The sequence below is a fragment of the Neorhizobium sp. T25_13 genome, from assembly GCF_002968675.1.
Lineage (GTDB): Bacteria > Pseudomonadota > Alphaproteobacteria > Rhizobiales > Rhizobiaceae > Neorhizobium > Neorhizobium tomejilense.
This window is the reverse complement of the sequence record NZ_PVBI01000002.1, coordinates 532,345-552,150: the sequence shown is the minus strand read 5'-3', so window position 1 is coordinate 552,150 and position 19,806 is coordinate 532,345. Positions and strand designations below refer to the sequence as shown.

Sequence of the window (19,806 nt, the reverse complement as noted above, 5' to 3'; positions counted from 1 at the left end):
AACAGAGATCGGGATTCGTTTCGCCGGGCAAGATCGAAAATGCACAGGCCTTTGCGAAACCGCTCAGGATGTCGCGCGACGATAGAATGCCAGCGAGCCGGCAAGCGCCAGAAGTGCCCCGCCGCAGAGCCTGTCGAGCCAGAGCGCGCCCTTCTTCTTCAGAAGATGCACAGCCCGCGAGCCGAGCAGCGCATAACCGAACATGACGGCCATATCGATCAGCGCGAAGACGAGCGCCAGGATCGCATATTGCTGAAACTGTGGCGCATCCGGGACGATGAATTGCGGCAGGAAAGCCGAGAAGAACAGGTATCCCTTGGGATTGGTCACCGCAACGAGGAAGCTCTTCAGGAAGATTGACGTCGCGGCACCCGAACTGGCGGCAGCAGCGCCTGCCGTTACGTCAAGCGAGCCTTTCGAGCGCAGAAGCATCAGGCCGAGAAATGCAAGATAACCGGCACCCAGCCACTTGACGACCGAGAACCAGAATTCGGAGGCCGCCAGCAAAGCACCGAGGCCGAGCGCTACTGCGCCGATCAAAACGAAATCGGAGATCATCGCGCCTGCCATGCCCGGCAGAGCACGGCGAAGGCCGTAACGCGAGCCATTGGTGAGCGCCAGCAGCACGGTCGGCCCGGGCGTGGCAATGCCGATGAACGCAACGATCGCGAAAGCAAGCAGGGTAACGTCACTCATCGCTCTTCTCCTACCAGAGATGCCGGCCGTCGATGACCGTGTGAGGCCATTCCTCGGCATCGAAATCGTCGAACAATCGTGCATTCACGGCGATACGCCGGGTCTTGCCGTCCCAGGTGCCGTCCATCTGGAAATCCGGGCTGTCGCTATAGGTGGTGCAGCCGCATGTACCGCAGAAATGATGCGCCACCATCTTGGAATTCCAGCGATAGACCTTGTCGCTCGCAGCATTGGCGGTAACCTTCACCTGCGCCGGCTCGTAATAGGCATGGAGCGCGCCGCGCCTTGAGCAGTAAGTGCAGGTGCAGCGGGTGAGTGCCTGCGGCAGTTCACCCTTGATCTCGAAAACGGTCTCGCCGCAATGGCAACGCCCGGTGATCATCAGCTGTTCCTCCTTGACGAAGCTCAGGCGGCTGCGCGCTTGAAGCCGACCGACAGCAGGCCGGCACCGATCATCAACGAACCGCCGGTGCGGTTGACGATCCGCTGGACTTTCGGCTTGCGGATCGTGTTGCGCGCCATCGAGGCCAGCAGGCCGTAGAGCGTGGCGTTCAGGGTCGCGAGCACCAGGAAGGTCACTTCGAAGACCACCATCTGGAAGAACAGCGGCTGGCTGAGATCCAGGAACTGCGGCAGGAAGGCCACGAAGAAGACGATGCTCTTCGGGTTCAATGCGGTGACCACGTAGGTGTGCAGGAAAATCTTGAAGGGTTTTACGGACGTTACCTCGGCCTCGCCGAGATCGGCAGCCCGTTCGGAAACCGGCGCGCGCCAGAGCTTGATGCCGAGATAGATGAGGTAAGCGGCGCCCACCCATTTCAGCACCGTGAAGAGTGCCGCAGAGGTCGCAAGCAGAGCGCCCAGCCCGAGCATGGATGCGGTCATCGCCGTGAAGTCACCCAGCGCCGTGCCGGCAACCGTTGCGGATGCCACCTTGCGGCCATGGCTCAGCGCATAAGAAATGACGAGCAGGATCGTCGGCCCCGGAATGGCCAGGAGAACAGATGAAGCGGCGACGAAAGCGAGCCAGTGTTCAAGCGACATGCGGATTCTCCTCCATAGACTGGAGGGAGCAAGCCACCGAATTTTTCAGTTTGCAAGCGGGTTCTTGGCAGGCATCGCTTTCGCGATCAGGCCGCCTCGGTATCCAGGGGGCGAACCGGCGGCTGCTCGCGTTCCATGGCCTGCGCCAGGTCATAGTTCGCTTGCATCGACAACCATGCGCGGGCAGTACTGACGCCCGCTCGCTCCAGGCGTACCGCCAGATCGGGGCTGATCCCTGCGCGTCCATGCAGCACGCGCGACAGAGCGACCCGTGACATGCCGAGACGTGTCGCCGCTTCCGTCACCGACAGACCGAGCGGGGCAAGTACATCCTCTCGCAGCAGCTCGCCGGGGTGTGGAGGAGATTTCATCATCGTCACGGCTCCCTTCAGTGGTAATCCTGATAATCGACGAGTTCGACGTCTGCCCCGACAAAACGAAATGTTACCCGCCAGTTGCCGTTGACCCAGATCGACCAGTGGCCTTTCAGGTTCTTTTGAGCGGATGCAGCTTCAAACCAGGAAGGTTCAAATCTTCCGGACTGACAGCGGCATCAAGCAGACCGAGAATGCGTTCCAGCTTAGCGGAATGAGCGGCTTGAATGCGATACAAGCATGACTATGCTGGCCAGCGATAGAGCACGTCTGGCTCTTTCTCTTCATTGCCAGTGTCATCGGTCTCCTCGATCGCGATGAAACCGCGCGCTTCATAGAAACGCCGGGCTGCCATATTGCGCTGGAAGGTCCACAGAAAAAGCTGCGGATGGGCTCCTTTGGCGATGTCCAGCAGCCGGGAGCCGATCCCCTGCCCCTGCACGCTCGGCAGGATATAGAACTGCTCGACCCAATCCGTGCGAAAGGCGATGACGCCGAGCAAGGTGCCGTCCCTTTCGGCGCCCCAGATGTCGCAGGTCGCGAAGAGATGTTCTCTCCAGTATCCGCGATCCTCCTCCGGCGCGTGAAGCTGAGCGAGCCACGGCAGCCGTTCGTTGAAGGACGTACGGTGAACGCTCGCAGCCTCCGCCATATCGTCACGGCAAAGCTTGCGGAAGACGGCCGTCATTGTTTCAGCTCCACATAGAACCTCCACGTGAGGCCCCGGCGGCAAGCCCGCCGGGGACCCATCCCAGTCATTTCACAGCCGGAGGTCCCAAAGGATGAACCGGACATTTCCGCGGTCGTCCTCGAGTTCGGGGAAACCGACATCGCGGCGCATCCGATTGGAAAGATCAGAGATTTGGTTCTCTTCTTGACGACGTCTCCAGGCTGCCAGGAGCAGTGCACCAGCAGTCTTCCAGACGCCATGTTCGCGGCAGAGTTCATGAACCGCAGCCGAAAGGGTATCAGCAACCACAAATTGTGATTCACGCATGATTTTTCGTCCCGGCGCATGTCGCGACCAGGTCCTCTGAGATGAAGAAAGACGTGCGGATGCGGACGAGGAAACGCGGTAAATCGCGTCGTCAGCCGGTCACGTCAGATCAATGGGAAAAGTGCCAAAACGGCGGAAATCCAGTCTTATGCAGCCTGGAAGCACATGCCGGCCGGCATCGATGTGCGAGACACCGAGGCCACAATAGCCGTTCCGCCAGAAAGGCGCATATACATGGTAATGGACTTCATTTCACGCCTCCTGTGTTCGATTTGCGGAATGGGTAAATAATACACGAGATCGCCCGATGAGCAAGTGCACAATCGCGAATTGCAGTCATCACGAAAAAAGCGTGGCAAATAAGCCACATTACTCAATGGCGCTCAGGCCCTGAGACCGAAGCCCTGCATCAGGCGGCGGGTGGCGAAATCGGGATTGCCGGAGGTGAAGACGGCGAAATCGTAATTGTCGGGATGTTCGGCGCCCTCGACCAGCGGGACTTTTCGGCGTGCCTGCCTGGCGATCGCCTCGGCGGGGTCGAGCCAATCCACCGGCCAGGGGGCGAGCCTGCGGAACACATTGGCCATGAAGGGGTAATGGGTGCAGGCGAGCACGACGATATCGGTTTTCCGGTCGTCCTTCTCGACGAAACAGGGCGCGATCTCGGCCAGCACCGCCTCGTCGGAAATCGTCTCGCCCCGAATATACGCTTCCGCCATGCGGGCGAGATTCTGCGAGCCGACGAGACGCACATGACACTGGGTGGCAAAAGACTGGATGAGGTCGCGGGTATAGGCGCGCTTGACCGTGCCGGGGGTCGCGAGAACGGAGACCAGACCGGAGCGGGTGCGTTCGGCAGCCGGCTTGATCGCCGGGACAGTGCCGACAAAGGTCATTTTTGGAAAAGTCTCGCGCAGATCCGCGCCGACCAGGGTGAAAGCGGTGTTGCAGGAGATGACGCAGACTTCGGGATCGTATTCATCGAGGAGTTTTGCAAAGAGCGCGATCACCCTCTCGCGCAGGGCCGGCTCCTCCCAGTCGCCGTAGGGAAAGCCGGCGTCGTCGGCGACATAGATGAAGCCGCGTTCCGGGATCAGCACGCGCGCCTCGCGCAGCACCGTCAGCCCGCCGATGCCCGAATCGAACATCAGCACGGGTTTCGATTCATTCGTCTGCGTCATTCCCCGTCTTCTCCCCAGATACCCCTTTGGGCAGATCGGCCTTTTCAGGCTTCGGCCCGTCCTTTTTCGACCATCCGCGGGGAAAACGGTCGAGCGAGTTGATGACGCCCCGGAACACGCTGATCTCCTGCTCCGTAAAACCCCGCCGCGAGATGACTGCGCGGAGGTTGTCGATCATTCTTGGCTTTTTCGCGGGCGGATGGAAATAATTGCGGGCGTCCAACGCCTCTTCCAGGTGCTCGAACAGGCCAATGACCTGTTCCTTGGTGGAAGGACGCTGCTCGATCGGCAGAAAGACCGTCTCGGTTAGATCGTCCATGCCCGACTTCATCCATTCATAGGACATCAGAAGCACGGCCTGGGCGATGTTCAGCGAAGCGAAGGCGGGATTGACGGGAAAGGTGACGATCTCGTCGGCGAGCGCCACTTCCTCGTTGGTGAGGCCCCAGCGTTCGCGGCCGAAGAGAATGCCGGTCTTCTCGCCCGCCTTGAACCTGGTGCGCAGGGTCTCGGCAGCGGTCACCGGCGAGCGCACCGGCTTGAAGCCGTAACGTTCGCGCGCGGTAGTCGCGTAAACGAAATTGAGGTCGGCGATCGCCTCCTCGAGCGTTTCGAACACCTTGGTGCCGTCGATCACGTGGTCGGCCTTGGAGGCGGCGGAGCGGGCCTTTTCGCTCGGCCAACCGTCGCGCGGCTTGACCAGGCGCAGTTCCGCGAGGCCGAAATTGGCCATTGCGCGCGCCACCATGCCGATATTCTCGCCGAGCTGCGGCTCGACCAGGATGACCGCCGGCCCTTCGGCTATGAGTTCGCGCTCGCTGTTCGTGCCTGACATTTCTGTTTCCGTATCCAAATCCGACGGCCGGAATACCGGTGCCCGAGGAAATCGGCAAGCCTCATGCCGTTGCGGGGTAAAGCCTGCCCAGCATCGTGCCGATCATTTCGACGCCAACCCGGCTGCCGTGCTTGAAGATCGGCAGATGGCGGCTGGCGCCTCGGCTCAGTTTGCGCTTTACCACGAAACATTCCGAACCGCGGGCCGAAAGCGCTGCGATAGTGTTCAATACGTCCTCCAGCGCCGCCAGCACGTCACCTTCCGGCTTCTCCCCCGCCCGGACCGCATTGCGGGCAAAGATCCGCGCCCAATAGGTAGCGCCGAGGAAGATGCCGAGCGTCTGGCGAACCTGGCCCGGCCGGCTGACGACCGACCAGGTGGTGCCAAGCGGGCGCGCAGCGAGCGTGACCTCGCGATAGGCGGCGTCGAGCTTGTGGGAGAGCGCGATGATCTCAAAATCGCTCCGGCTCTCCCTGACCGCGGAAAGAAGTTCACGCAGGCCATCGAACCAGCGCCCCAGCGCAAGATCGAGGGTCGAGCGTGTCGATGCCGGGAAAACAAGGAAGGCGACGATGGTTCCTGCAAGCGCGCCGATCAGCGTTTCCTCGATCCTGAGCTGCAGGAGGTCGAGGGTCAGCACCCCGGTCAGGCCGTAGACCAGGCAGAGCACGATCGAGATGAAGAAGGTCATCGCCGCATAGGAGATCTGTAGGCAATAGAAGCCGAGGAAGATGCAGAGCACCGCGATCGGCGCGGATACCAACGGATAACCGCCGATCAGCGTTGCCAACACGAGGCCGGCCGCAATGCCGAGCAGCGTGCCGATCGAGCGCTGAAGGGCCCTGATCGCCGCATCGCCGCGCGACTTGGTGTTCGTGAAGATCAGGAAGGCGGTCAGCACAGCCCAGAACCAGCGGTCGCGCGACAACATCAGGCCGAAAACCATCGCCAGGCTCGATGCGATCGTGATCTGCACCGCGGATCGCATCACCGGGTTCCTGAGCGAGAAATCGATTCTGGCCGATGCCGGCGCGGCGGCTGCATCCTCGATTGCCCGGAACTGGTCGCGCCGTCCCCCCTCGATCGCTTCCGCCAAGGCCATCCTGACCTTCTGCAGCCAGATCAGGGCGGCTGCGCTTTCCGCCACCCGGTCGTCGTCGGTGACCGCCGGGCTGGCCACGATCTTTTCGGCCATGTCCTGATCGCCCTCGATCAGCGCATGGACGAGCATGAAGGGCGGCAGCGCCTCGAAGGAGAGGACTATCACGCTTTCCGCAGCGAGATGCACGTCGAAAATCTTCATCGTGAGGGACGTGAGCGGTTCGTCCTCCGGATCGATCGTTCCGTCTGCCGTGCGGGGAAGGAAACCTTCGGCCATCAGCACGACGTCCTTCAACCGCTCCTCGAGCTGCCGCAATTCGCGCCGATCACTGTCCGAGACGATCCCGCCGCTCGACAGAACCGCGAGCTTCATCAGGGTATCGCCCACCCTGCCCTGGATCGCCACCAGCGACTGCAGAAGATCCCGCCGCCAGTCGTCCGGCAGGAGATAGGTGCGGACCAGATGGCCGGTAACGACCGCGATCACCGGACCGATGGCGCCCAGCGGAAGGTCGGAAAGGCTCGGCTTGAGGTAGGCGCCCATGAAATAGGACGTAAATGCGAACATGCCGACTGCAAATCCGCGCGGTCCGTAGACGCGCCCGACGGTAGCGCCAGCGATGACGACCAGGAACATCGGATCGGAAATGTAGCGATAGTCTTCGAGCACCGCAGCCAGCCCGACGCAGACGAGGCTGACCACGCCGCCGATCAGCCGCGTCTTCAACTGGTCGGACGGCAGCCGGTCGCGCACCGCGACGCCGCCTTCGATCGACAGGATGATCGCAAGTCCGTAGGCGATCGTCGGCAACGCCAGGCCGGCGATGTGGATGAGCGCAAGGCAGGCCACTGCGGCGATGACGGTCAGGGTCACCCGTCCAGCCATGCGCAGGCGCGACAGCGCCGGGTCGTTGGCGAGCAGCCAGTCTCGGATCTTCGCGGCAAACCTCATCCACTACCTCAGGCGGGTGCCGATACCCGCTCCTGGCCGCCGACTATATCGCCTGGGCAAGGTTTGGCGAGACCAAGCATGGGTCTCAAGGCCACGATCGAGAGAGCGACATGCCGCCCGATCACCGCCGAGTTACTCGCCCTTGGCGATCGACTGCATCTCTTCGATCACCGAATCCCGCTCGCCATCGGCGACGCGGTGGATGTCGTCGATGACCGGCTTGCCGGCCTCCTGGATGATGTCGAAATGCAGTTCGTTGACGCTGTCCTTCACCGCCGCCTCATCGACGCAGGTCCACATCTTGAAGGTCACGGTAACATCGGTCATGCCGTTGGCGCCGGGCGCCGAGGTCGTCTTGATGTCCTTTAGCGGACAGCCGTCCTGCGACGAGGTGATCACGTCGTAGCCGAAGGGATCGCCCGGCTGGTTGTTCTCCGTGTCGTAGGCCGGGTGCTTGGCGGCTTCCGCATAGGCGCCCTGGAATTTCTTGCTGAACAGGCGAGACAACGGATCGGCATCGAAGATGTATTTCCATTCGCTGTCGACGGTATTCCAGTTGTCCTCGGTGATCTTCATCACCTCTTTCACGGGATCGGTCACATCAGCCGCCGCAGTGAGGGTCGAGATCAATGAAAAGGCAAGGGCAAGCGGCAAGGTCCGCATAAGATCAAATCCGGCTGTTGGAGAGCGATTTGGCCGGACATTAATCAGGCATTATGGTTTGGCAAGGGCAATCGTCCGCAGGTCCGGACGCACCGCGATTTCTCGCACGAAAAGCCGCATATGATGGCCTCAATGCCTTTGCGTTCCAGCCCGGCGATGTTATAGCGCACCCACTGGTGTCCACCCGTCGGGACCTTGAGGTCCCTTCTATGTCCAAGAGGAATTCCATGCAAAAGATCAAGGTAGCCAACCCGGTCGTCGATCTCGACGGCGACGAGATGACCCGCATCATCTGGCAGCTCATCAAGGACAAGCTGGTCCTTCCCTATCTCGATCTCGACATCGAATATTACGACCTCTCGGTCGAGAACCGCGACGCCACCAACGACCAGGTGACCATCGACGCCGCCAACGCCATCAAGAAGCACGGCGTCGGCATCAAGTGCGCGACGATCACGCCGGACGAAGCCCGCGTCAAGGAATTCAACCTCAAGGAAATGTGGAAGAGCCCGAACGGCACGATCCGCAACATTCTCGGCGGCGTCATCTTCCGCGAGCCGATCATCTGCAAGAACGTGCCGCGCCTGGTTCCGGGCTGGACCAAGCCGATCGTCGTCGGCCGTCACGCCTTCGGCGACCAGTACAAGGCAACCGACTTCAAGTTCCCCGGCAAGGGCACGCTGTCGATCAAGTTCGTCGGCGAAGACGGCCAGGTGATCGAGAAGGAAGTGTTCAAGGCTCCGGACGCCGGTGTGGCCATGGCCATGTACAACCTCGACGAATCGATCCGCGATTTCGCCCGCGCTTCGCTGAACTACGGCCTGATGCGCAAGTGGCCGGTCTACCTGTCGACCAAGAACACCATCCTCAAGGCCTATGACGGCCGCTTCAAGGATATCTTCGAGGAAATCTTCAACGCCGAATTCAAGGAACAGTTCGACGCGCTGAAGATCACCTACGAACATCGCCTGATCGACGACATGGTCGCAGCAGCCCTGAAATGGTCCGGCGGCTACGTCTGGGCCTGCAAGAACTACGACGGCGACGTCCAGTCCGACATCGTCGCCCAGGGCTTCGGCTCGCTCGGCCTGATGACCTCGGTTCTGCTTTCGCCCGATGGCCGCACGGTTGAAGCGGAAGCCGCCCACGGCACCGTCACCCGCCACTATCGCCAGCACCAGAAGGGCCAGGAGACCTCGACGAACTCGATCGCCTCGATCTTCGCCTGGACCCGTGGCCTCGCACATCGCGCCAAGCTCGACGACAATGCCGACCTCGCCAAGTTCGCTTCGACGCTCGAAAAGGTCTGCGTCGACACCGTCGAAGCCGGCTACATGACCAAGGACCTGGCGCTGCTCATCGGTCCGGATCAGCCGTGGCTCTCCACCACCGCCTTCCTCGACAAGGTGGACGAAAATCTCAAGGTGGCCATGGCTGCCTAAGTCCGAAAAATCGGCTAATCATTCGACGGCGGGGAGCAATCTCCGCCGTTTTCTTTTGTGAGGAAGTTTGCCATGACCGCCACGACGACACCTGCGATCATCCGTCCGCTCGAGCCAGCCGACCGCACCGCCTGGGAACCGCTCTGGGAAGCCTATCTGCGCTTCTACGAGACCGTGTTGCCGAAGGAGATGTACGATCTCACCTGGAGCCGGCTTCACGATCCCGCCGAGCCGATGCATGCCCTCGGCGCATTCGACGAGACCGGCAAGATGATCGCCATCGCGCATGTCATCTTCCACCGATCCTGCTGGCTGCCCGAATCGACCTGCTATCTGCAGGACCTCTATGTCAAGAATACCCTGCGCGGCCGCGGAACCGGCGCAGCCCTGATCGAAGCGGTGGCAGATCTCGCGCGCGCAAACGGCGCCGGGCGGCTCTATTGGCTGACGCAGGAGAGCAATGCGGCCGCGCGGCGGCTCTACGACCGCATCGCCCAAAACTCCGGCTTCATCCAGTACCGGAAGGCGCTCTAATTCGCCCCGGCGCCTTGATTGAAAAGCAAGCTGCACCAAAACATAGACATCACTGCCGGGAGGGATCACATGTCAGATGAACTCGTGCTTTACACGAACCCGATGTCACGCGGCCGGATTGCCCGCTGGATGCTGGAGGAGGTCGGCGTCCCCTATCGTACCGAAATCCTGCATTTTGGCACGACGATGAAGGGCGACACCTACAAAAGCGTCAACCCGATGGGCAAGGTGCCGAGCATCATGCACGGCAAGACCATCGTCACCGAATGCGCGGCGATCTGCGCCTATCTGGCGGATGTCTTTCCACAAGTGGGTCTTGCCCCCGCCCCCGCCAAGCGCGCCGATTATTACCGCTGGATGTTCTTTGCGGCCGGTCCGCTGGAAGCAGCCGTCAGCAACCGCGTGCTCGGCTTCGAAGTGCCGAAGGAACGCGAGCGGATGGTGGGTTACGGCACCTATCAGGACGTCATGGATACGCTGGAAGCGGCCGTCCGGGCGAACGCCTATATCGCCGGCGACACATTCAGCGCCGCGGATGTCTATGTCGGCTCGCAGCTCGGTTACGGCCTGCAGTTCGGCACCATCGAAAAACGCGCCGCATTCGAACAGTATTTCGGACGGCTCGCGCTACGCGAGGCCTACCAGCGGGCCAACGACAAGGACAATGCCGCGGCTGCCTAGCTGCAAAAGGCAGGATAGGCTTCAGGGATCAGCGGTCGACACCGGCCGGCGATCGTTTTGGCGACGGTGTCGGTATCGGCTTTGCGTTGCCGGTGTCGAAACGCAGCATCCACTCATTGCTCATGGAGCTGGCAAGGATCACCGGCGCGACAGAAGGCTTTACAGCCTGAGTTCCAGCCGGCTGGATGCTGGCGGAACGGATCGCCAGGGGATCCGGCCGCTCGATCGGAACAGGGACATTCGTCGCCACCATCGGATCCGTGCCGGTCGCCGGGATCGACGCAACGTCGAATTCTTTCGCCTGGATCAGGCTGAACGGGTCGGGATTGCTCTGCACCAGAGCGAGCACGTATTCATCGACGGGCTTCGGCGGTGGCGTCTGCAGATCCCCGTCCCTGCCGCGCTTCTCGTAGAACGCATTGCCGCCGGCAACCGTGACATAATGCATGTTCTGGTAGGGGAAACGTAAGCCGGCCGTGTGAAAGAACATGGCATCCTTGACTTCCGGGTTCCGCTCGCCGCGAATGATCGCATCGACGGCGGCATCGAGTTCCGGAACCGTTGCCTCATTCATCGCCCGGGTCATCACGCCCGGTGCGAATTGCCGCTCCTGGGCGACGATGCCGCAAATGGTGGACGGATAGGCGTCGGAGGTCAGCCTGTTCATGATCACGGTGCCGACTGCCATCAGCCCTTCGCGGCTCGATCGCTGGGACTCGAAATACATCGCCCGCTTCATGCAGTCGCGATCGGCCGGCGTGTAGTGGTAGACCTGTTTCTTGGAGACCGGCGCCGGCTTCACCGTCGTGGTGGTAGGAGAGATCGACGCCGTCGTCTGCGCCGACGTGCATGCCGACAGGAACATCATTCCAACCAGACCGATTGCCGGTCGGAGAAAGGCCTTATCGCTCGCCGTCATGAATATCCCCCCTGCGGTATAATTCCAGAAATCGCTACGGCGTGAAAAGGGATACCTCAAAAATTGATTCAGATCAAACGGCATATGAGACAATCAAAACTGTGCAGAAAATCGTTCCGGCTGCAGGTCGGCCCGACGGTAAGCCCCCTCGAACCGAGGTCTTTCCGCGCGTGCCGGAACGACGTCTTACGACGGTCTTCCTAACGGAAAGTTGACTTCCCGCCCTGCCACAGCGTCCGCCGGCCGGAACCGATAGAGGCCGAAGCCACTCCACCTCTGCCTCCTGTCTTGATCCTTAGCTTCGCAGCCCCGGCGCCTCGTAACCGGTGCGTTCCACATATTCCGTATAACCGCCGTCATAACGGTGGATGCCATCTGGCGTCAGTTCGAGCACGCGATTCGACAGTTCCGCGAGGAAATGCCGGTCGTGGCTGACGAACAGCATGGTGCCTTCGTATTCCGACAACGCCTTGATCAGCATTTCCTTGGTGTCGAGGTCCAGGTGGTTGGTCGGCTCGTCGAGGACGAGGAAATTCGGCGGGTCGAACAGCATGGCCGCCATCACCAGGCGCGCCTTCTCGCCGCCGGACAGAACCCGGCATTTCTTCTCGACATCGTCTCCTGAAAAGCCGAAGCAGCCGGAAAGTGCCCGCAGCGACCCCTGCCCGGCGCGCGGAAACTGCTCTTCCAGCCATTCGAAGACGGTCAGGTCGCCGTCGAGCAGATCCATGGCATGCTGGGCGAAGTAGCCCATCTTGACGCTGGCGCCGACCGAGACGCTGCCTTCATCCGGCTCGGTCGAGCCCGTTACCAGCTTTAGCAGCGTCGATTTGCCGGCGCCGTTAATGCCCATGATGCACCAGCGCTCGCGCCGCTTCACCATGAAGTCGAGACCTTCGTAGATCGAGCGGCTGCCGTATCGCTTGGCGACATTTCTGATGTTGACCACGTCTTCGCCGGAACGCGGCGCGGGCTGGAATTCAAAGGCGACCACTTGCCGGCGCTTCGGCGGCTCGACGCGCTCGATCTTGTCGAGCTTCTTCACCCGGCTCTGCACCTGGGCCGCGTGGGATGCGCGGGCCTTGAAGCGCTCGATGAACTTGATCTCCTTGGCAAGCATCGCCTGCTGGCGCTCGAACTGGGCCTGCTGCTGCTTTTCGTTCTGGGCCCGCTGCTGCTCGTAGAAACCGTAGTCGCCGGAATAGGTGGTGAGCGACCCGCCGTCGATCTCGATGATCTTGGTGACGATCCGGTTCATGAACTCGCGGTCGTGCGAGGTCATCAGCAGCGCGCCGTCATATCCTTTGAGGAACTGTTCCAGCCAGATCAGGCTTTCGAGGTCCAGATGGTTGCTCGGTTCGTCGAGCAGCATGACGTCCGGACGCATCAGCAGGATGCGGGCGAGCGCCACGCGCATCTTCCAACCCCCGGACAGCTTGCCGACGTCGCCGTCCATCATCTCCTGGGTGAAGCTCAAGCCGGCGAGAACCTCGCGGGCGCGACCTTCGAGGCCGTAGCCGTCGAGCTCCTCGTAACGCGCCTGTACCTCGCCGTAGCGTTCGATGATCTGGTCCATCTCGTCGAGGCGATCGGGATCGACCATCGCCGATTCGAGTTCGTGCAGCTCGGCGGCGACGACGCTCACCGGACCGGCGCCATCCATCACTTCGGTGACGGCGCTGCGGCCAGCCATCTCGCCGACATCCTGGTTGAAATAACCGATCGTAACGTTCTTTTCGACGGAAACCTGCCCCTCGTCCGGCATTTCCGAGCCGGTGATCATCCGGAAGAGCGTCGTCTTGCCGGCGCCGTTCGGGCCGACGAGGCCGATCTTCTCGCCACGGTTCAGCGCCGCGGAGGCCTCGATGAAGAGGATGCGATGGCTGTTCGATTTGCTGATGTTTTCAATACGGATCATGGGCGGCGGACTCGGGAGGTTTCATCACAACAAAAAGCCGGGTCGTCGCCGACCCGGCTTTTCTATCCAATCAATGCGAAGGTTATTCGGCGCTGTCTTCAGCGGCCTTCTTCTTCGGAGCAGCCTTCTTCTTCGGAGCGGCGTCTTCGCCTTCGGCGGCTTCATCAGCAGCCTCAGCCTTCGCAGCCTTCTTCGGAGCGGCCTTCTTCTTGGCCGGCTTTTCAGTGCCTTCCGAGCCTTCTTCGTCCTCAGCCATCAGCTCTTCCTTGGTCACGACCTTGTCGGTGACCTTGATCTCGGAGAGCAGCTTGTCGACGACCTTCTCTTCGAAGATCGGCGCGCGCAGCGAGGCGGAAGCGCCGGGGGTGTTGCGGAAGAAATCGAGGATTTCCTTCTGCTGGCCCGGGAACTGCTGGAGCTGCGCATAAAGGGCGCGCTGCATTTCTTCCTCGGTCACTTCGACGCCGGCCTGTTCGCCGATTTCGGAAAGAACCAGGCCGAGACGAACGCGACGTTCGGCAAGCTTGCGGTATTCGACGCGCGCATCTTCCTCGGTCGTCTCTTCGTCTTCGAAGGTCTTGCCGGACTGCTGCAGGTCGGTGTTGATCTGGCGCCAGATGTTTTCGAACTCGGCGTCGACAAGGCCCTGCGGGGTGTCGAACTGGTACATGCCGTCGAGCTGGTCGAGGATCTGACGCTTGACCTTCTGGCGGGTGACGTTGCCGTACTGGCTTTCGATCTGGCCGCGGACGATCTCCTTCAGGCGATCGACGGATTCGATGCCGAGCTTGGAGGCGAGTTCGTCGTTGATCTCGAGAGCGGCCGGAGCTGCGACTTCCTTGACGGTGACGTCGAAGGTGGCTTCCTTGCCGGCAAGGTTCGCGGCCGGATATTCGGCCGGGAAGGTCACGGTGATGGTCTTGTCTTCACCGGCCTTGACGCCGACGAGCTGGTCTTCGAAGCCCGGGATGAAGCGGCCGGAGCCAAGAACCAGTTCGGCATCTTCGGCGGTGCCGCCGTCGAAGGCAACGCCGTCGACCTTGCCGAGATAGTTCATGGTGACGCGGTCGCCATCGGCAGCCTTGCCCTTCTTGGTCTCGAAGGTGCGGGCGCTCTCGGCGATCTTCTCGATCTGCTCGTTGACTTCGTCTTCGGTGACTTCGACGACTTCGCGAATGACGGAAAGGCCGTCGGTCGGCTGCAGTTCGATCTCCGGGATGACTTCGTAGGAGAGCGTGAATTCGAAATCGACCTCGGCATTGAGGATCTTTTCCGCTTCGTTCTCGTCCTCGGTCATGGCGACCGACGGCTGGGTCGCCGACTTCTCGCCGCGGTCGGTGAGGATTTCGGTCGGACGCTCACGAACGATCTCGTTGACGAGATCCGCCATGATCGACTTGCCGTACATCTTCTTCAGATGGGCGATCGGCACCTTGCCCGGACGGAAACCGTTGATGCGGACCTTGTCCTTGGCGTCGGCGAGGCGCACGTTCAGCTGCGCTTCCATATCCCGCTTGGGGATAACGACCTTGATTTCGCGCTTCAGCCCTTCAGCGAGCGTTTCGGTAACCTGCATTTTCATACCTTCATATCGTGGCGGCGGTGCTCAGACAGCCGTTGGTTTCAATGAGCACATCGCCGGAACTTTGAGAGACCGGCCGCGGCTTCAAGGAGCGCCGATCCTTTAGCCAGAACCGGCTCGGACCGCACTCCTGGCGGTTTTGATGCGGGGCGGTTCTGGTGCGGGTAGAGAGACTTGAACTCCCACGCCTTGCGGCACCAGAACCTAAATCTGGCGTGTCTACCAATTTCACCATACCCGCGCCCCAGCCGCGTCGAAAATCCTCGTCGCACAAGGCCTTCCGGAGCGCGCGTCTCTATATCACCCGTTTCGGCGCACGCAAAGGGAAAATGACGCTTTTTTGGCAGCTCCGAGAAACCGCGGTGGATAGGCGAATTTGCTCCCGCCGCGCCCGGTCGAACCAGCGATTATCGGGATATTTAACTTTTTATTAAATTCTAATGTGTACATTGGAATCAACGGCGATGTGAGCCATGCAATAACCGCATGCCATCCATACGGATATTGCACTGCACAATTTCGCTGCAATCTCATAATATGCAATTACAGAGATTGATTGAAGGTTTCGGTCTCTCTGGTTTGGACGGTTTGGCGCCCGCCCTGAACGATGCAGATGCCCTCGGGGAATTTCCCGTGACAGGAATTCGAGCCGCGCACTCCTCCTCCCAGCGCAGGCTTGATGGGACTGGCGATCCTCCTCCTCCTCCCAAATCGCCAGTCGTTACAAATGACGCCCACCGGACCTCCTCCCCCGGTGGGCGTTATTTTTTGTCCTGCAGCATGCGACCTGCCTAAAACCAGCGCAAAATTTCATCACTCCTGCATGGTAAACGATCTCGTAATGCGCCGGATGCATAGGTGGCATTCCGAATAGACGCTGTTACTTTTTGCAGCGCAGCATATATTACCGGTCATGAGATTGAAGTCAGCGCCGAACGGGCTGCTGGCAAGGGCCTAGAAAGGGACAAGATCATGAACATCGCACAGAAGCTCACCACCTGGCGCAAGTACCGCGAAACCGTCAATGAGCTCGGCCGCATGAGCGACCGCGAACTCAACGACCTCGGCATCGGCCGCGCCGATATCCGCCGCGTTGCCCGGTCTGCCGTCGGCTTCTAAGCCTCGCACAGACATTGCTGCACTATCCAAAAGCGCCTCCTTCGGGAGGCGCTTTTTCTTTTTGTTCATGGAAATTCAAGGCCTAAAATTCCTGCCTGATTTTCGACCTGCGCCGCAAATTTCAGCGATCTCTTGCACATTTGCATGGCAGTCGCACATTTTTTGCACTGCACATTCTTATTATGCGGATGTATAAGACCCTCATCGCTGATGACGACAGAGCATCAGGAAAAGATCTTGAGGAAACAACCATGAACCCGATCCGTATCGCCAAGAACTGGATCAGCTACCGCCGCACGATGAACGAGCTTGGAAATCTTTCGAGCCAGGCCCTCAGCGACATCGGTCTGACCCGCTACGACATCCGCCACATCGCGGCTCGCTCTTTCCGCTAATCCGCTGCTCGCAGGCGGACCCGCACGGCACGAGGCCGTTGCGGCGAGGATAAAGCGGTCCGAGAGGACATCCAAGGACGTATCAAAGGCACCTTCTCGGGTGCCTTTTTGATTCCGATCCGGCAAATGGCGTGATAATGAGCCGGCCATGAGCAATATTTCCACGTCCCCCACCTCTCCTGCTGCCATCCATGTCGTCGGCGGCGGCCTCGCAGGTTCAGAAGCCGCCTGGCAGATCGCCTCGGCCGGCGTGCCGGTGATTCTCCATGAAATGCGCGGCGTGCGCGGCACCGATGCCCACAAGACAGACGGACTTGCCGAGCTCGTCTGCTCGAACTCCTTCCGCTCCGACGATGCGACGGCGAATGCCGTCGGCGTCATCCATGCGGAAATGCGGCTTGCCGGTTCGCTGATCATGGCATGTGCCGACAGGCACCAGGTGCCGGCCGGCGGGGCGCTTGCCGTCGACCGCGACGGGTTTTCCGACGCGGTCACCGAGGCGATCGAAAGCAACCCACTCATCACCGTCGTGCGCGAGGAGGTCCAGGGCCTGCCGCCGAAGGAATGGGATCTGGCGATCATCGCCACCGGGCCCCTCACCTCGCCGGCGCTTGCAGCTGCGATCCAGGCTGAGACGGGAGAGGACCAGCTCGCCTTCTTCGACGCCATCGCGCCGATCGTGCACCGTGATTCGATCGACATGGATATCTGCTGGTACCAGTCGCGCTACGACAAGGTCGGTCCCGGCGGCACCGGCAAGGACTATATCAACTGCCCGATGGACGAGGCGCAGTACAATGCCTTCGTCGACGCGCTGATAGCCGGCGATTCGGTCGGTTTCAAGGAATGGGAAGGCACGCCCTATTTCGACGGCTGCCTGCCGATCGAAGTGATGGCCGAACGCGGCCGCGAAACGCTGCGTCATGGGCCGATGAAGCCGATGGGTCTCACCAATGCCCATAACCCGACCGTCAAGGCCTATGCGGTCGTGCAGCTCCGGCAGGACAACGCGCTCGGCACGCTCTACAACATGGTCGGCTTTCAGACAAAGCTGAAATACGGTGCCCAGGCGGACATTTTCCGGATGATTCCCGGCTTGCAGAATGCCGAGTTCGCAAGGCTCGGCGGCCTGCACCGCAACACCTACATCCACTCGCCCGTGCTGCTCGATAAATCGCTGACGCTGAAAAGCCGGCCGGGCCTGCGATTCGCCGGCCAGATCACCGGCTGCGAAGGTTATGTGGAAAGTGCGGCCATCGGGCTTCTCGCCGGCCGTTTCGCCGCAGCCGAACGCAAGGGCGAAACGCTCCCGGCACCGCCGGCGACGACCGCTCTAGGCTCGCTGCTCGGCCATATCACGGGCGGGCATCTGGTTTCGGAGGACGAGCCGGGCAAGCGTTCGTTCCAGCCGATGAACGTCAACTTCGGGCTGTTCCCGGAGCTGGAGCCGGGATCGATCGTCAAGCCGGAGGGCGTCAAGCGTTTCCGAGGCAAGGACAAGACGGTAATGAAACGGCAGCTGCTCTCTGCCCGCGCGCTTCAGGATTGCGCTAGTTGGCTCGGTCGGGGCTGACATCCCCGGAAGGCGTCCCCGGCTTTTCCTCCAGATCGCGATCGGCAACGCTGACATAGTTGTCGAGCAGCCAAAGGGCCACTTCGGCTGCCTCCTTTTCCGTCGAGAAGAGGTAGGTGCCGTTCTGCGTCGATGCGTCCAGAAACTCGACGGTGAACCCCTTGGCATTCGGCAATGGGGTCACGCGGACCCGGCCAGGCTCGATCAGAAAGCAGGCGTAGTGGTTGCGGTGGCTGCGCATGAAGCCGGCCTTGTTGTCGTGCAGGCGCACGAAGATGGCGTCGCCCTTGGCCGTCACATGCAGGCTGCGGATGGCCTCATTGGGAAAGGCCCGGCCGAACTCGAGGATGGCCATCCCCGTGTCATGCAGGTTGCCGTCCTTGTCCCTGTCCTTGCCGGACATTCGCGTGACGTAATAGGCAAGCGCCATGAGGAGTACGAAGATGATCGACCAGACGACAACGGGGCTCACACCGCTTCTCCTTATGATGGCGCCGGATTTGTGCTTCGTTCCTTAGCCGGCGAGCCTTGCGCGAATTTGGCGTCCGTCAAAAGCGCCTGGTGACGGAGGCCTTCATGAGCCGCAATTGGCGCCGCCACTGCGGCAGTTGCAGGGCCGAGTCGAGCACCGAGGCACCTGCGCGCACTGCCCGGCGCAGCACCGGTTCGGCAAGCGCCACAGGCAGATAGGCCGGAAAGACCGCTGCCGGGATAGTTCCCGACTTTCTCGCCTTGGCCAGATGCTCCAATCCAAGCCCGGCAAAGGCCTCGATCGCGGCGGAAATGCGCGGTCTGTCCTCGCCGCGCAGAAATGTATCACGGTCGAGCCCGGTCGCCGAGAGAATATCGAGCGGCAGATAGAGCTGATGACGACGGCGATGGATCGGCATCAGGAGCAGGAAACCGGCGATCGCCTGCGCGACGCCCGCGTGGCCTGCCGCCTCCGCAGATTTTGCCGCATCGGCGGGAGAGAGAATCAGGCTCGCGAGCTGGATGAGTGCCGAAGCAGTCTCGCCGGCATAACCCTCGAGCGCGTTGCGATCGGTCAGCGGATCGTCGTAGAGATCGAAAATGCGCGCCTCGATCATGTCGACGAGCGTCTGGCGCGGCAGGCGATAGGTGTCGACTGCCTCAAGCAGCCCGGCGACGATCGGGTTGCCGGTGCTGTCGCCGTGAGCGTTGCCTTCGAGGAGGTCGCGCCACCATTGCAGCCGGATTTCACCCGGAAGCGGCTCACGCACCACGTCGCGGACACGGGCGATCTCGGCGTTGAAGGCATAAAGGGCCGCAAGTGCGCCGCGCTTGTCTTCCGGGGACAGAAGACAGGCGAGATACCGGTCGCGGTCGGTATCCCTGAGGGTTGCGAGGCAGATATCGCCGTTCTGTCTGGCTGAATCGGCCATCTGTCAGACGGCAATCAAAGCTGCCGCGACGGCGCGCGATTCGGCCAGCATGATATTGAAGGTGCGCACGGCGGCACCGGTGCTCATCGGGTCGGAGGCAATGCCCTTGGCCTTCAGCGCCGCCTTCACTTCAGCCGGAATGGGCTTGAGATTGGCACCCGTGCCGACAAGCAACACCTCGATCTGGTTTGATTCGGCGAGCACCTTCATCAGGGAAGCGACCGTCAGCGGCTCACCTTCCTGCAGTTCCCAGCCGTGAACACCGGACGGAAGGCAGAGCAGCGAGCCGCGATGCGACATGTCGGCAAAACGGAAACCACCATTGCCATAGGCATCGATCGGAGCGCGACCGGGGAAATGGGCGTCGCGAATTTCGATGCCTTTCGCCATGGGTCAC

Annotated in this window: 23 protein-coding genes and 1 tRNA gene; 6 read left to right on the top strand and 18 right to left on the bottom strand. The window is 61.1% G+C overall.

The features are described from left to right. Positions 1–63: 63 nt before the first annotated feature. From C5J22_RS06275 to C5J22_RS06225, 11 genes are all read right to left on the bottom strand, one after another. A complete protein-coding gene (locus C5J22_RS06275) occupies positions 64–696 on the bottom strand; it encodes a LysE family translocator (protein ID WP_105437558.1) in 633 nt (210 codons plus the stop codon). Between the two features lie 10 nt (positions 697–706). After that, on the bottom strand, positions 707–1,078 hold the full coding sequence (locus C5J22_RS06270; protein ID WP_105437557.1) for a GFA family protein: 372 nt from the start codon (positions 1,076–1,078) through the stop codon (positions 707–709). 23 nt (positions 1,079–1,101) lie between these two features. After that, entirely contained in the window at positions 1,102–1,740 is a 639-nt protein-coding gene (locus C5J22_RS06265) for a LysE family translocator (protein WP_105401198.1), read from the bottom strand. Between the two features lie 86 nt (positions 1,741–1,826). Next, on the bottom strand, positions 1,827–2,114 hold the full coding sequence (locus C5J22_RS06260) for a HigA family addiction module antitoxin (protein WP_105437556.1): 288 nt from the start codon (positions 2,112–2,114) through the stop codon (positions 1,827–1,829). Positions 2,115–2,128: 14 nt separating this feature from the next. After that, on the bottom strand, positions 2,129–2,212 hold the full coding sequence (locus tag C5J22_RS31605; RefSeq protein WP_215893446.1) for a type II toxin-antitoxin system RelE/ParE family toxin: 84 nt from the start codon (positions 2,210–2,212) through the stop codon (positions 2,129–2,131). Positions 2,213–2,358: 146 nt separating this feature from the next. Continuing rightward, on the bottom strand, positions 2,359–2,802 hold the full coding sequence (locus C5J22_RS06250) for a GNAT family N-acetyltransferase (protein ID WP_105437555.1): 444 nt from the start codon (positions 2,800–2,802) through the stop codon (positions 2,359–2,361). 72 nt (positions 2,803–2,874) lie between these two features. Further along, positions 2,875–3,111, bottom strand: coding sequence for a DUF1127 domain-containing protein (locus tag C5J22_RS06245; RefSeq protein WP_105437554.1), 237 nt, complete (start codon positions 3,109–3,111; stop codon positions 2,875–2,877). A 383-nt stretch (positions 3,112–3,494) separates the two neighbouring features. Further along, positions 3,495–4,292: a glutamate racemase gene (gene murI, locus C5J22_RS06240; protein WP_105419254.1), complete on the bottom strand. Its 798-nt coding sequence runs from the start codon at positions 4,290–4,292 to the stop codon at positions 3,495–3,497. Further along, on the bottom strand, positions 4,276–5,127 hold the full coding sequence (locus C5J22_RS06235) for an RNA methyltransferase (protein ID WP_105437553.1): 852 nt from the start codon (positions 5,125–5,127) through the stop codon (positions 4,276–4,278). The genes murI and C5J22_RS06235 overlap by 17 nt, the downstream gene beginning before the upstream one ends. 61 nt (positions 5,128–5,188) lie before the next feature. Further along, on the bottom strand, positions 5,189–7,180 hold the full coding sequence (locus C5J22_RS06230; protein ID WP_105437552.1) for an FUSC family protein: 1,992 nt from the start codon (positions 7,178–7,180) through the stop codon (positions 5,189–5,191). 132 nt (positions 7,181–7,312) lie between these two features. After that, complete coding sequence (locus C5J22_RS06225; protein ID WP_105419258.1) at positions 7,313–7,843, bottom strand: hypothetical protein; 531 nt, start codon at positions 7,841–7,843, stop codon at positions 7,313–7,315. Positions 7,844–8,070: 227 nt separating this feature from the next. Between C5J22_RS06225 and C5J22_RS06220 the strand changes: the two genes are divergently transcribed. From C5J22_RS06220 to C5J22_RS06210, 3 genes are all read left to right on the top strand, one after another. Further along, on the top strand, positions 8,071–9,285 hold the full coding sequence (locus tag C5J22_RS06220) for an NADP-dependent isocitrate dehydrogenase (RefSeq protein WP_105419633.1): 1,215 nt from the start codon (positions 8,071–8,073) through the stop codon (positions 9,283–9,285). A gap of 72 nt (positions 9,286–9,357) precedes the next feature. Further along, positions 9,358–9,819 (top strand): GNAT family N-acetyltransferase, encoded by a 462-nt coding sequence (locus tag C5J22_RS06215; protein WP_038542420.1) that lies wholly within the window; start codon positions 9,358–9,360, stop codon positions 9,817–9,819. A gap of 69 nt (positions 9,820–9,888) precedes the next feature. Beyond that, positions 9,889–10,500, top strand: coding sequence for a glutathione S-transferase family protein (locus C5J22_RS06210; protein WP_105437551.1), 612 nt, complete (start codon positions 9,889–9,891; stop codon positions 10,498–10,500). A gap of 28 nt (positions 10,501–10,528) precedes the next feature. Here the strand turns inward: C5J22_RS06210 and C5J22_RS06205 are convergent, their stop codons facing one another. The 4 genes from C5J22_RS06205 to C5J22_RS06190 all read right to left on the bottom strand — a co-directional run bounded on the left by C5J22_RS06205 (position 10,529) and on the right by C5J22_RS06190 (position 15,160). After that, positions 10,529–11,419, bottom strand: coding sequence for a cell wall hydrolase (locus tag C5J22_RS06205; RefSeq protein WP_245440305.1), 891 nt, complete (start codon positions 11,417–11,419; stop codon positions 10,529–10,531). A gap of 295 nt (positions 11,420–11,714) precedes the next feature. After that, positions 11,715–13,337, bottom strand: coding sequence for an ABC-F family ATP-binding cassette domain-containing protein (locus tag C5J22_RS06200; RefSeq protein WP_105437550.1), 1,623 nt, complete (start codon positions 13,335–13,337; stop codon positions 11,715–11,717). 82 nt (positions 13,338–13,419) lie between these two features. Next, positions 13,420–14,913, bottom strand: a complete 1,494-nt coding sequence (tig, locus tag C5J22_RS06195; RefSeq protein ID WP_105437663.1) for a trigger factor — start codon at positions 14,911–14,913, stop codon at positions 13,420–13,422. A gap of 162 nt (positions 14,914–15,075) precedes the next feature. Then, positions 15,076–15,160: transfer RNA gene (locus C5J22_RS06190), tRNA-Leu, on the bottom strand. 731 nt (positions 15,161–15,891) lie between these two features. On the opposite strand from C5J22_RS06190, the gene C5J22_RS06185 reads away from it, so the two are divergent. The 3 genes from C5J22_RS06185 (at position 15,892) to trmFO (ending at position 18,006) form a co-directional block, all read left to right on the top strand. Continuing rightward, the gene (locus C5J22_RS06185; protein WP_080951229.1) at positions 15,892–16,038 is read left to right on the top strand and encodes a DUF1127 domain-containing protein; all 147 of its coding nucleotides are present in this window, start codon (positions 15,892–15,894) and stop codon (positions 16,036–16,038) included. 251 nt (positions 16,039–16,289) lie between these two features. Beyond that, positions 16,290–16,433: a DUF1127 domain-containing protein gene (locus C5J22_RS06180; protein ID WP_007762204.1), complete on the top strand. Its 144-nt coding sequence runs from the start codon at positions 16,290–16,292 to the stop codon at positions 16,431–16,433. 148 nt (positions 16,434–16,581) lie between these two features. Further along, positions 16,582–18,006, top strand: coding sequence for a methylenetetrahydrofolate--tRNA-(uracil(54)-C(5))-methyltransferase (FADH(2)-oxidizing) TrmFO (trmFO, locus tag C5J22_RS06175; protein WP_105437549.1), 1,425 nt, complete (start codon positions 16,582–16,584; stop codon positions 18,004–18,006). Here trmFO and C5J22_RS06170 read toward each other — a convergent pair. The 3 genes from C5J22_RS06170 to C5J22_RS06160 form a co-directional block, all read right to left on the bottom strand. Further along, entirely contained in the window at positions 17,984–18,436 is a 453-nt protein-coding gene (locus tag C5J22_RS06170) for a hypothetical protein (RefSeq protein ID WP_046668053.1), read from the bottom strand. The two genes, trmFO and C5J22_RS06170, sit on opposite strands and share 23 nt — an antisense overlap. Before the next feature lie 118 nt (positions 18,437–18,554). Beyond that, entirely contained in the window at positions 18,555–19,409 is an 855-nt protein-coding gene (locus C5J22_RS06165) for a phytoene/squalene synthase family protein (RefSeq protein ID WP_105437548.1), read from the bottom strand. 3 nt (positions 19,410–19,412) lie between these two features. After that, positions 19,413–19,799, bottom strand: coding sequence for an Mth938-like domain-containing protein (locus C5J22_RS06160; RefSeq protein WP_105401186.1), 387 nt, complete (start codon positions 19,797–19,799; stop codon positions 19,413–19,415). Positions 19,800–19,806 lie beyond the last annotated feature (7 nt).

Bases quoted from the DNA above. Each gene is read 5' to 3' on its own strand.
- C5J22_RS06215 (WP_038542420.1), top strand. From the start codon at position 9,358: ATGACCGCCACGACGACACCTGCGATCATCCGTCCGCTCGAGCCAGCC.
- C5J22_RS06260 (WP_105437556.1), bottom strand. From the start codon at position 2,114: ATGATGAAATCTCCTCCACACCCCGGCGAGCTGCTGCGAGAGGATGTA.
- C5J22_RS06200 (WP_105437550.1), bottom strand. From the start codon at position 13,337: ATGATCCGTATTGAAAACATCAGCAAATCGAACAGCCATCGCATCCTC.
- C5J22_RS06170 (WP_046668053.1), bottom strand. From the start codon at position 18,436: ATGGCGCTTGCCTATTACGTCACGCGAATGTCCGGCAAGGACAGGGAC.
- C5J22_RS06275 (WP_105437558.1), bottom strand. From the start codon at position 696: ATGAGTGACGTTACCCTGCTTGCTTTCGCGATCGTTGCGTTCATCGGC.
- murI (WP_105419254.1), bottom strand. From the start codon at position 4,292: ATGACGCAGACGAATGAATCGAAACCCGTGCTGATGTTCGATTCGGGC.
- C5J22_RS06165 (WP_105437548.1), bottom strand. From the start codon at position 19,409: ATGGCCGATTCAGCCAGACAGAACGGCGATATCTGCCTCGCAACCCTC.
- trmFO (WP_105437549.1), top strand. From the start codon at position 16,582: ATGAGCAATATTTCCACGTCCCCCACCTCTCCTGCTGCCATCCATGTC.
- C5J22_RS06210 (WP_105437551.1), top strand. From the start codon at position 9,889: ATGTCAGATGAACTCGTGCTTTACACGAACCCGATGTCACGCGGCCGG.
- tig (WP_105437663.1), bottom strand. From the start codon at position 14,913: ATGCAGGTTACCGAAACGCTCGCTGAAGGGCTGAAGCGCGAAATCAAG.
- C5J22_RS06235 (WP_105437553.1), bottom strand. From the start codon at position 5,127: ATGTCAGGCACGAACAGCGAGCGCGAACTCATAGCCGAAGGGCCGGCG.
- C5J22_RS06205 (WP_245440305.1), bottom strand. From the start codon at position 11,419: ATGACGGCGAGCGATAAGGCCTTTCTCCGACCGGCAATCGGTCTGGTT.
- C5J22_RS06160 (WP_105401186.1), bottom strand. From the start codon at position 19,799: ATGGCGAAAGGCATCGAAATTCGCGACGCCCATTTCCCCGGTCGCGCT.
- C5J22_RS06180 (WP_007762204.1), top strand. From the start codon at position 16,290: ATGAACCCGATCCGTATCGCCAAGAACTGGATCAGCTACCGCCGCACG.
- C5J22_RS06230 (WP_105437552.1), bottom strand. From the start codon at position 7,180: ATGAGGTTTGCCGCGAAGATCCGAGACTGGCTGCTCGCCAACGACCCG.
- C5J22_RS06220 (WP_105419633.1), top strand. From the start codon at position 8,071: ATGCAAAAGATCAAGGTAGCCAACCCGGTCGTCGATCTCGACGGCGAC.
- C5J22_RS06225 (WP_105419258.1), bottom strand. From the start codon at position 7,843: ATGCGGACCTTGCCGCTTGCCCTTGCCTTTTCATTGATCTCGACCCTC.
- C5J22_RS06265 (WP_105401198.1), bottom strand. From the start codon at position 1,740: ATGTCGCTTGAACACTGGCTCGCTTTCGTCGCCGCTTCATCTGTTCTC.
- C5J22_RS06245 (WP_105437554.1), bottom strand. From the start codon at position 3,111: ATGCGTGAATCACAATTTGTGGTTGCTGATACCCTTTCGGCTGCGGTT.
- C5J22_RS06185 (WP_080951229.1), top strand. From the start codon at position 15,892: ATGAACATCGCACAGAAGCTCACCACCTGGCGCAAGTACCGCGAAACC.
- C5J22_RS06270 (WP_105437557.1), bottom strand. From the start codon at position 1,078: ATGATCACCGGGCGTTGCCATTGCGGCGAGACCGTTTTCGAGATCAAG.
- C5J22_RS06250 (WP_105437555.1), bottom strand. From the start codon at position 2,802: ATGACGGCCGTCTTCCGCAAGCTTTGCCGTGACGATATGGCGGAGGCT.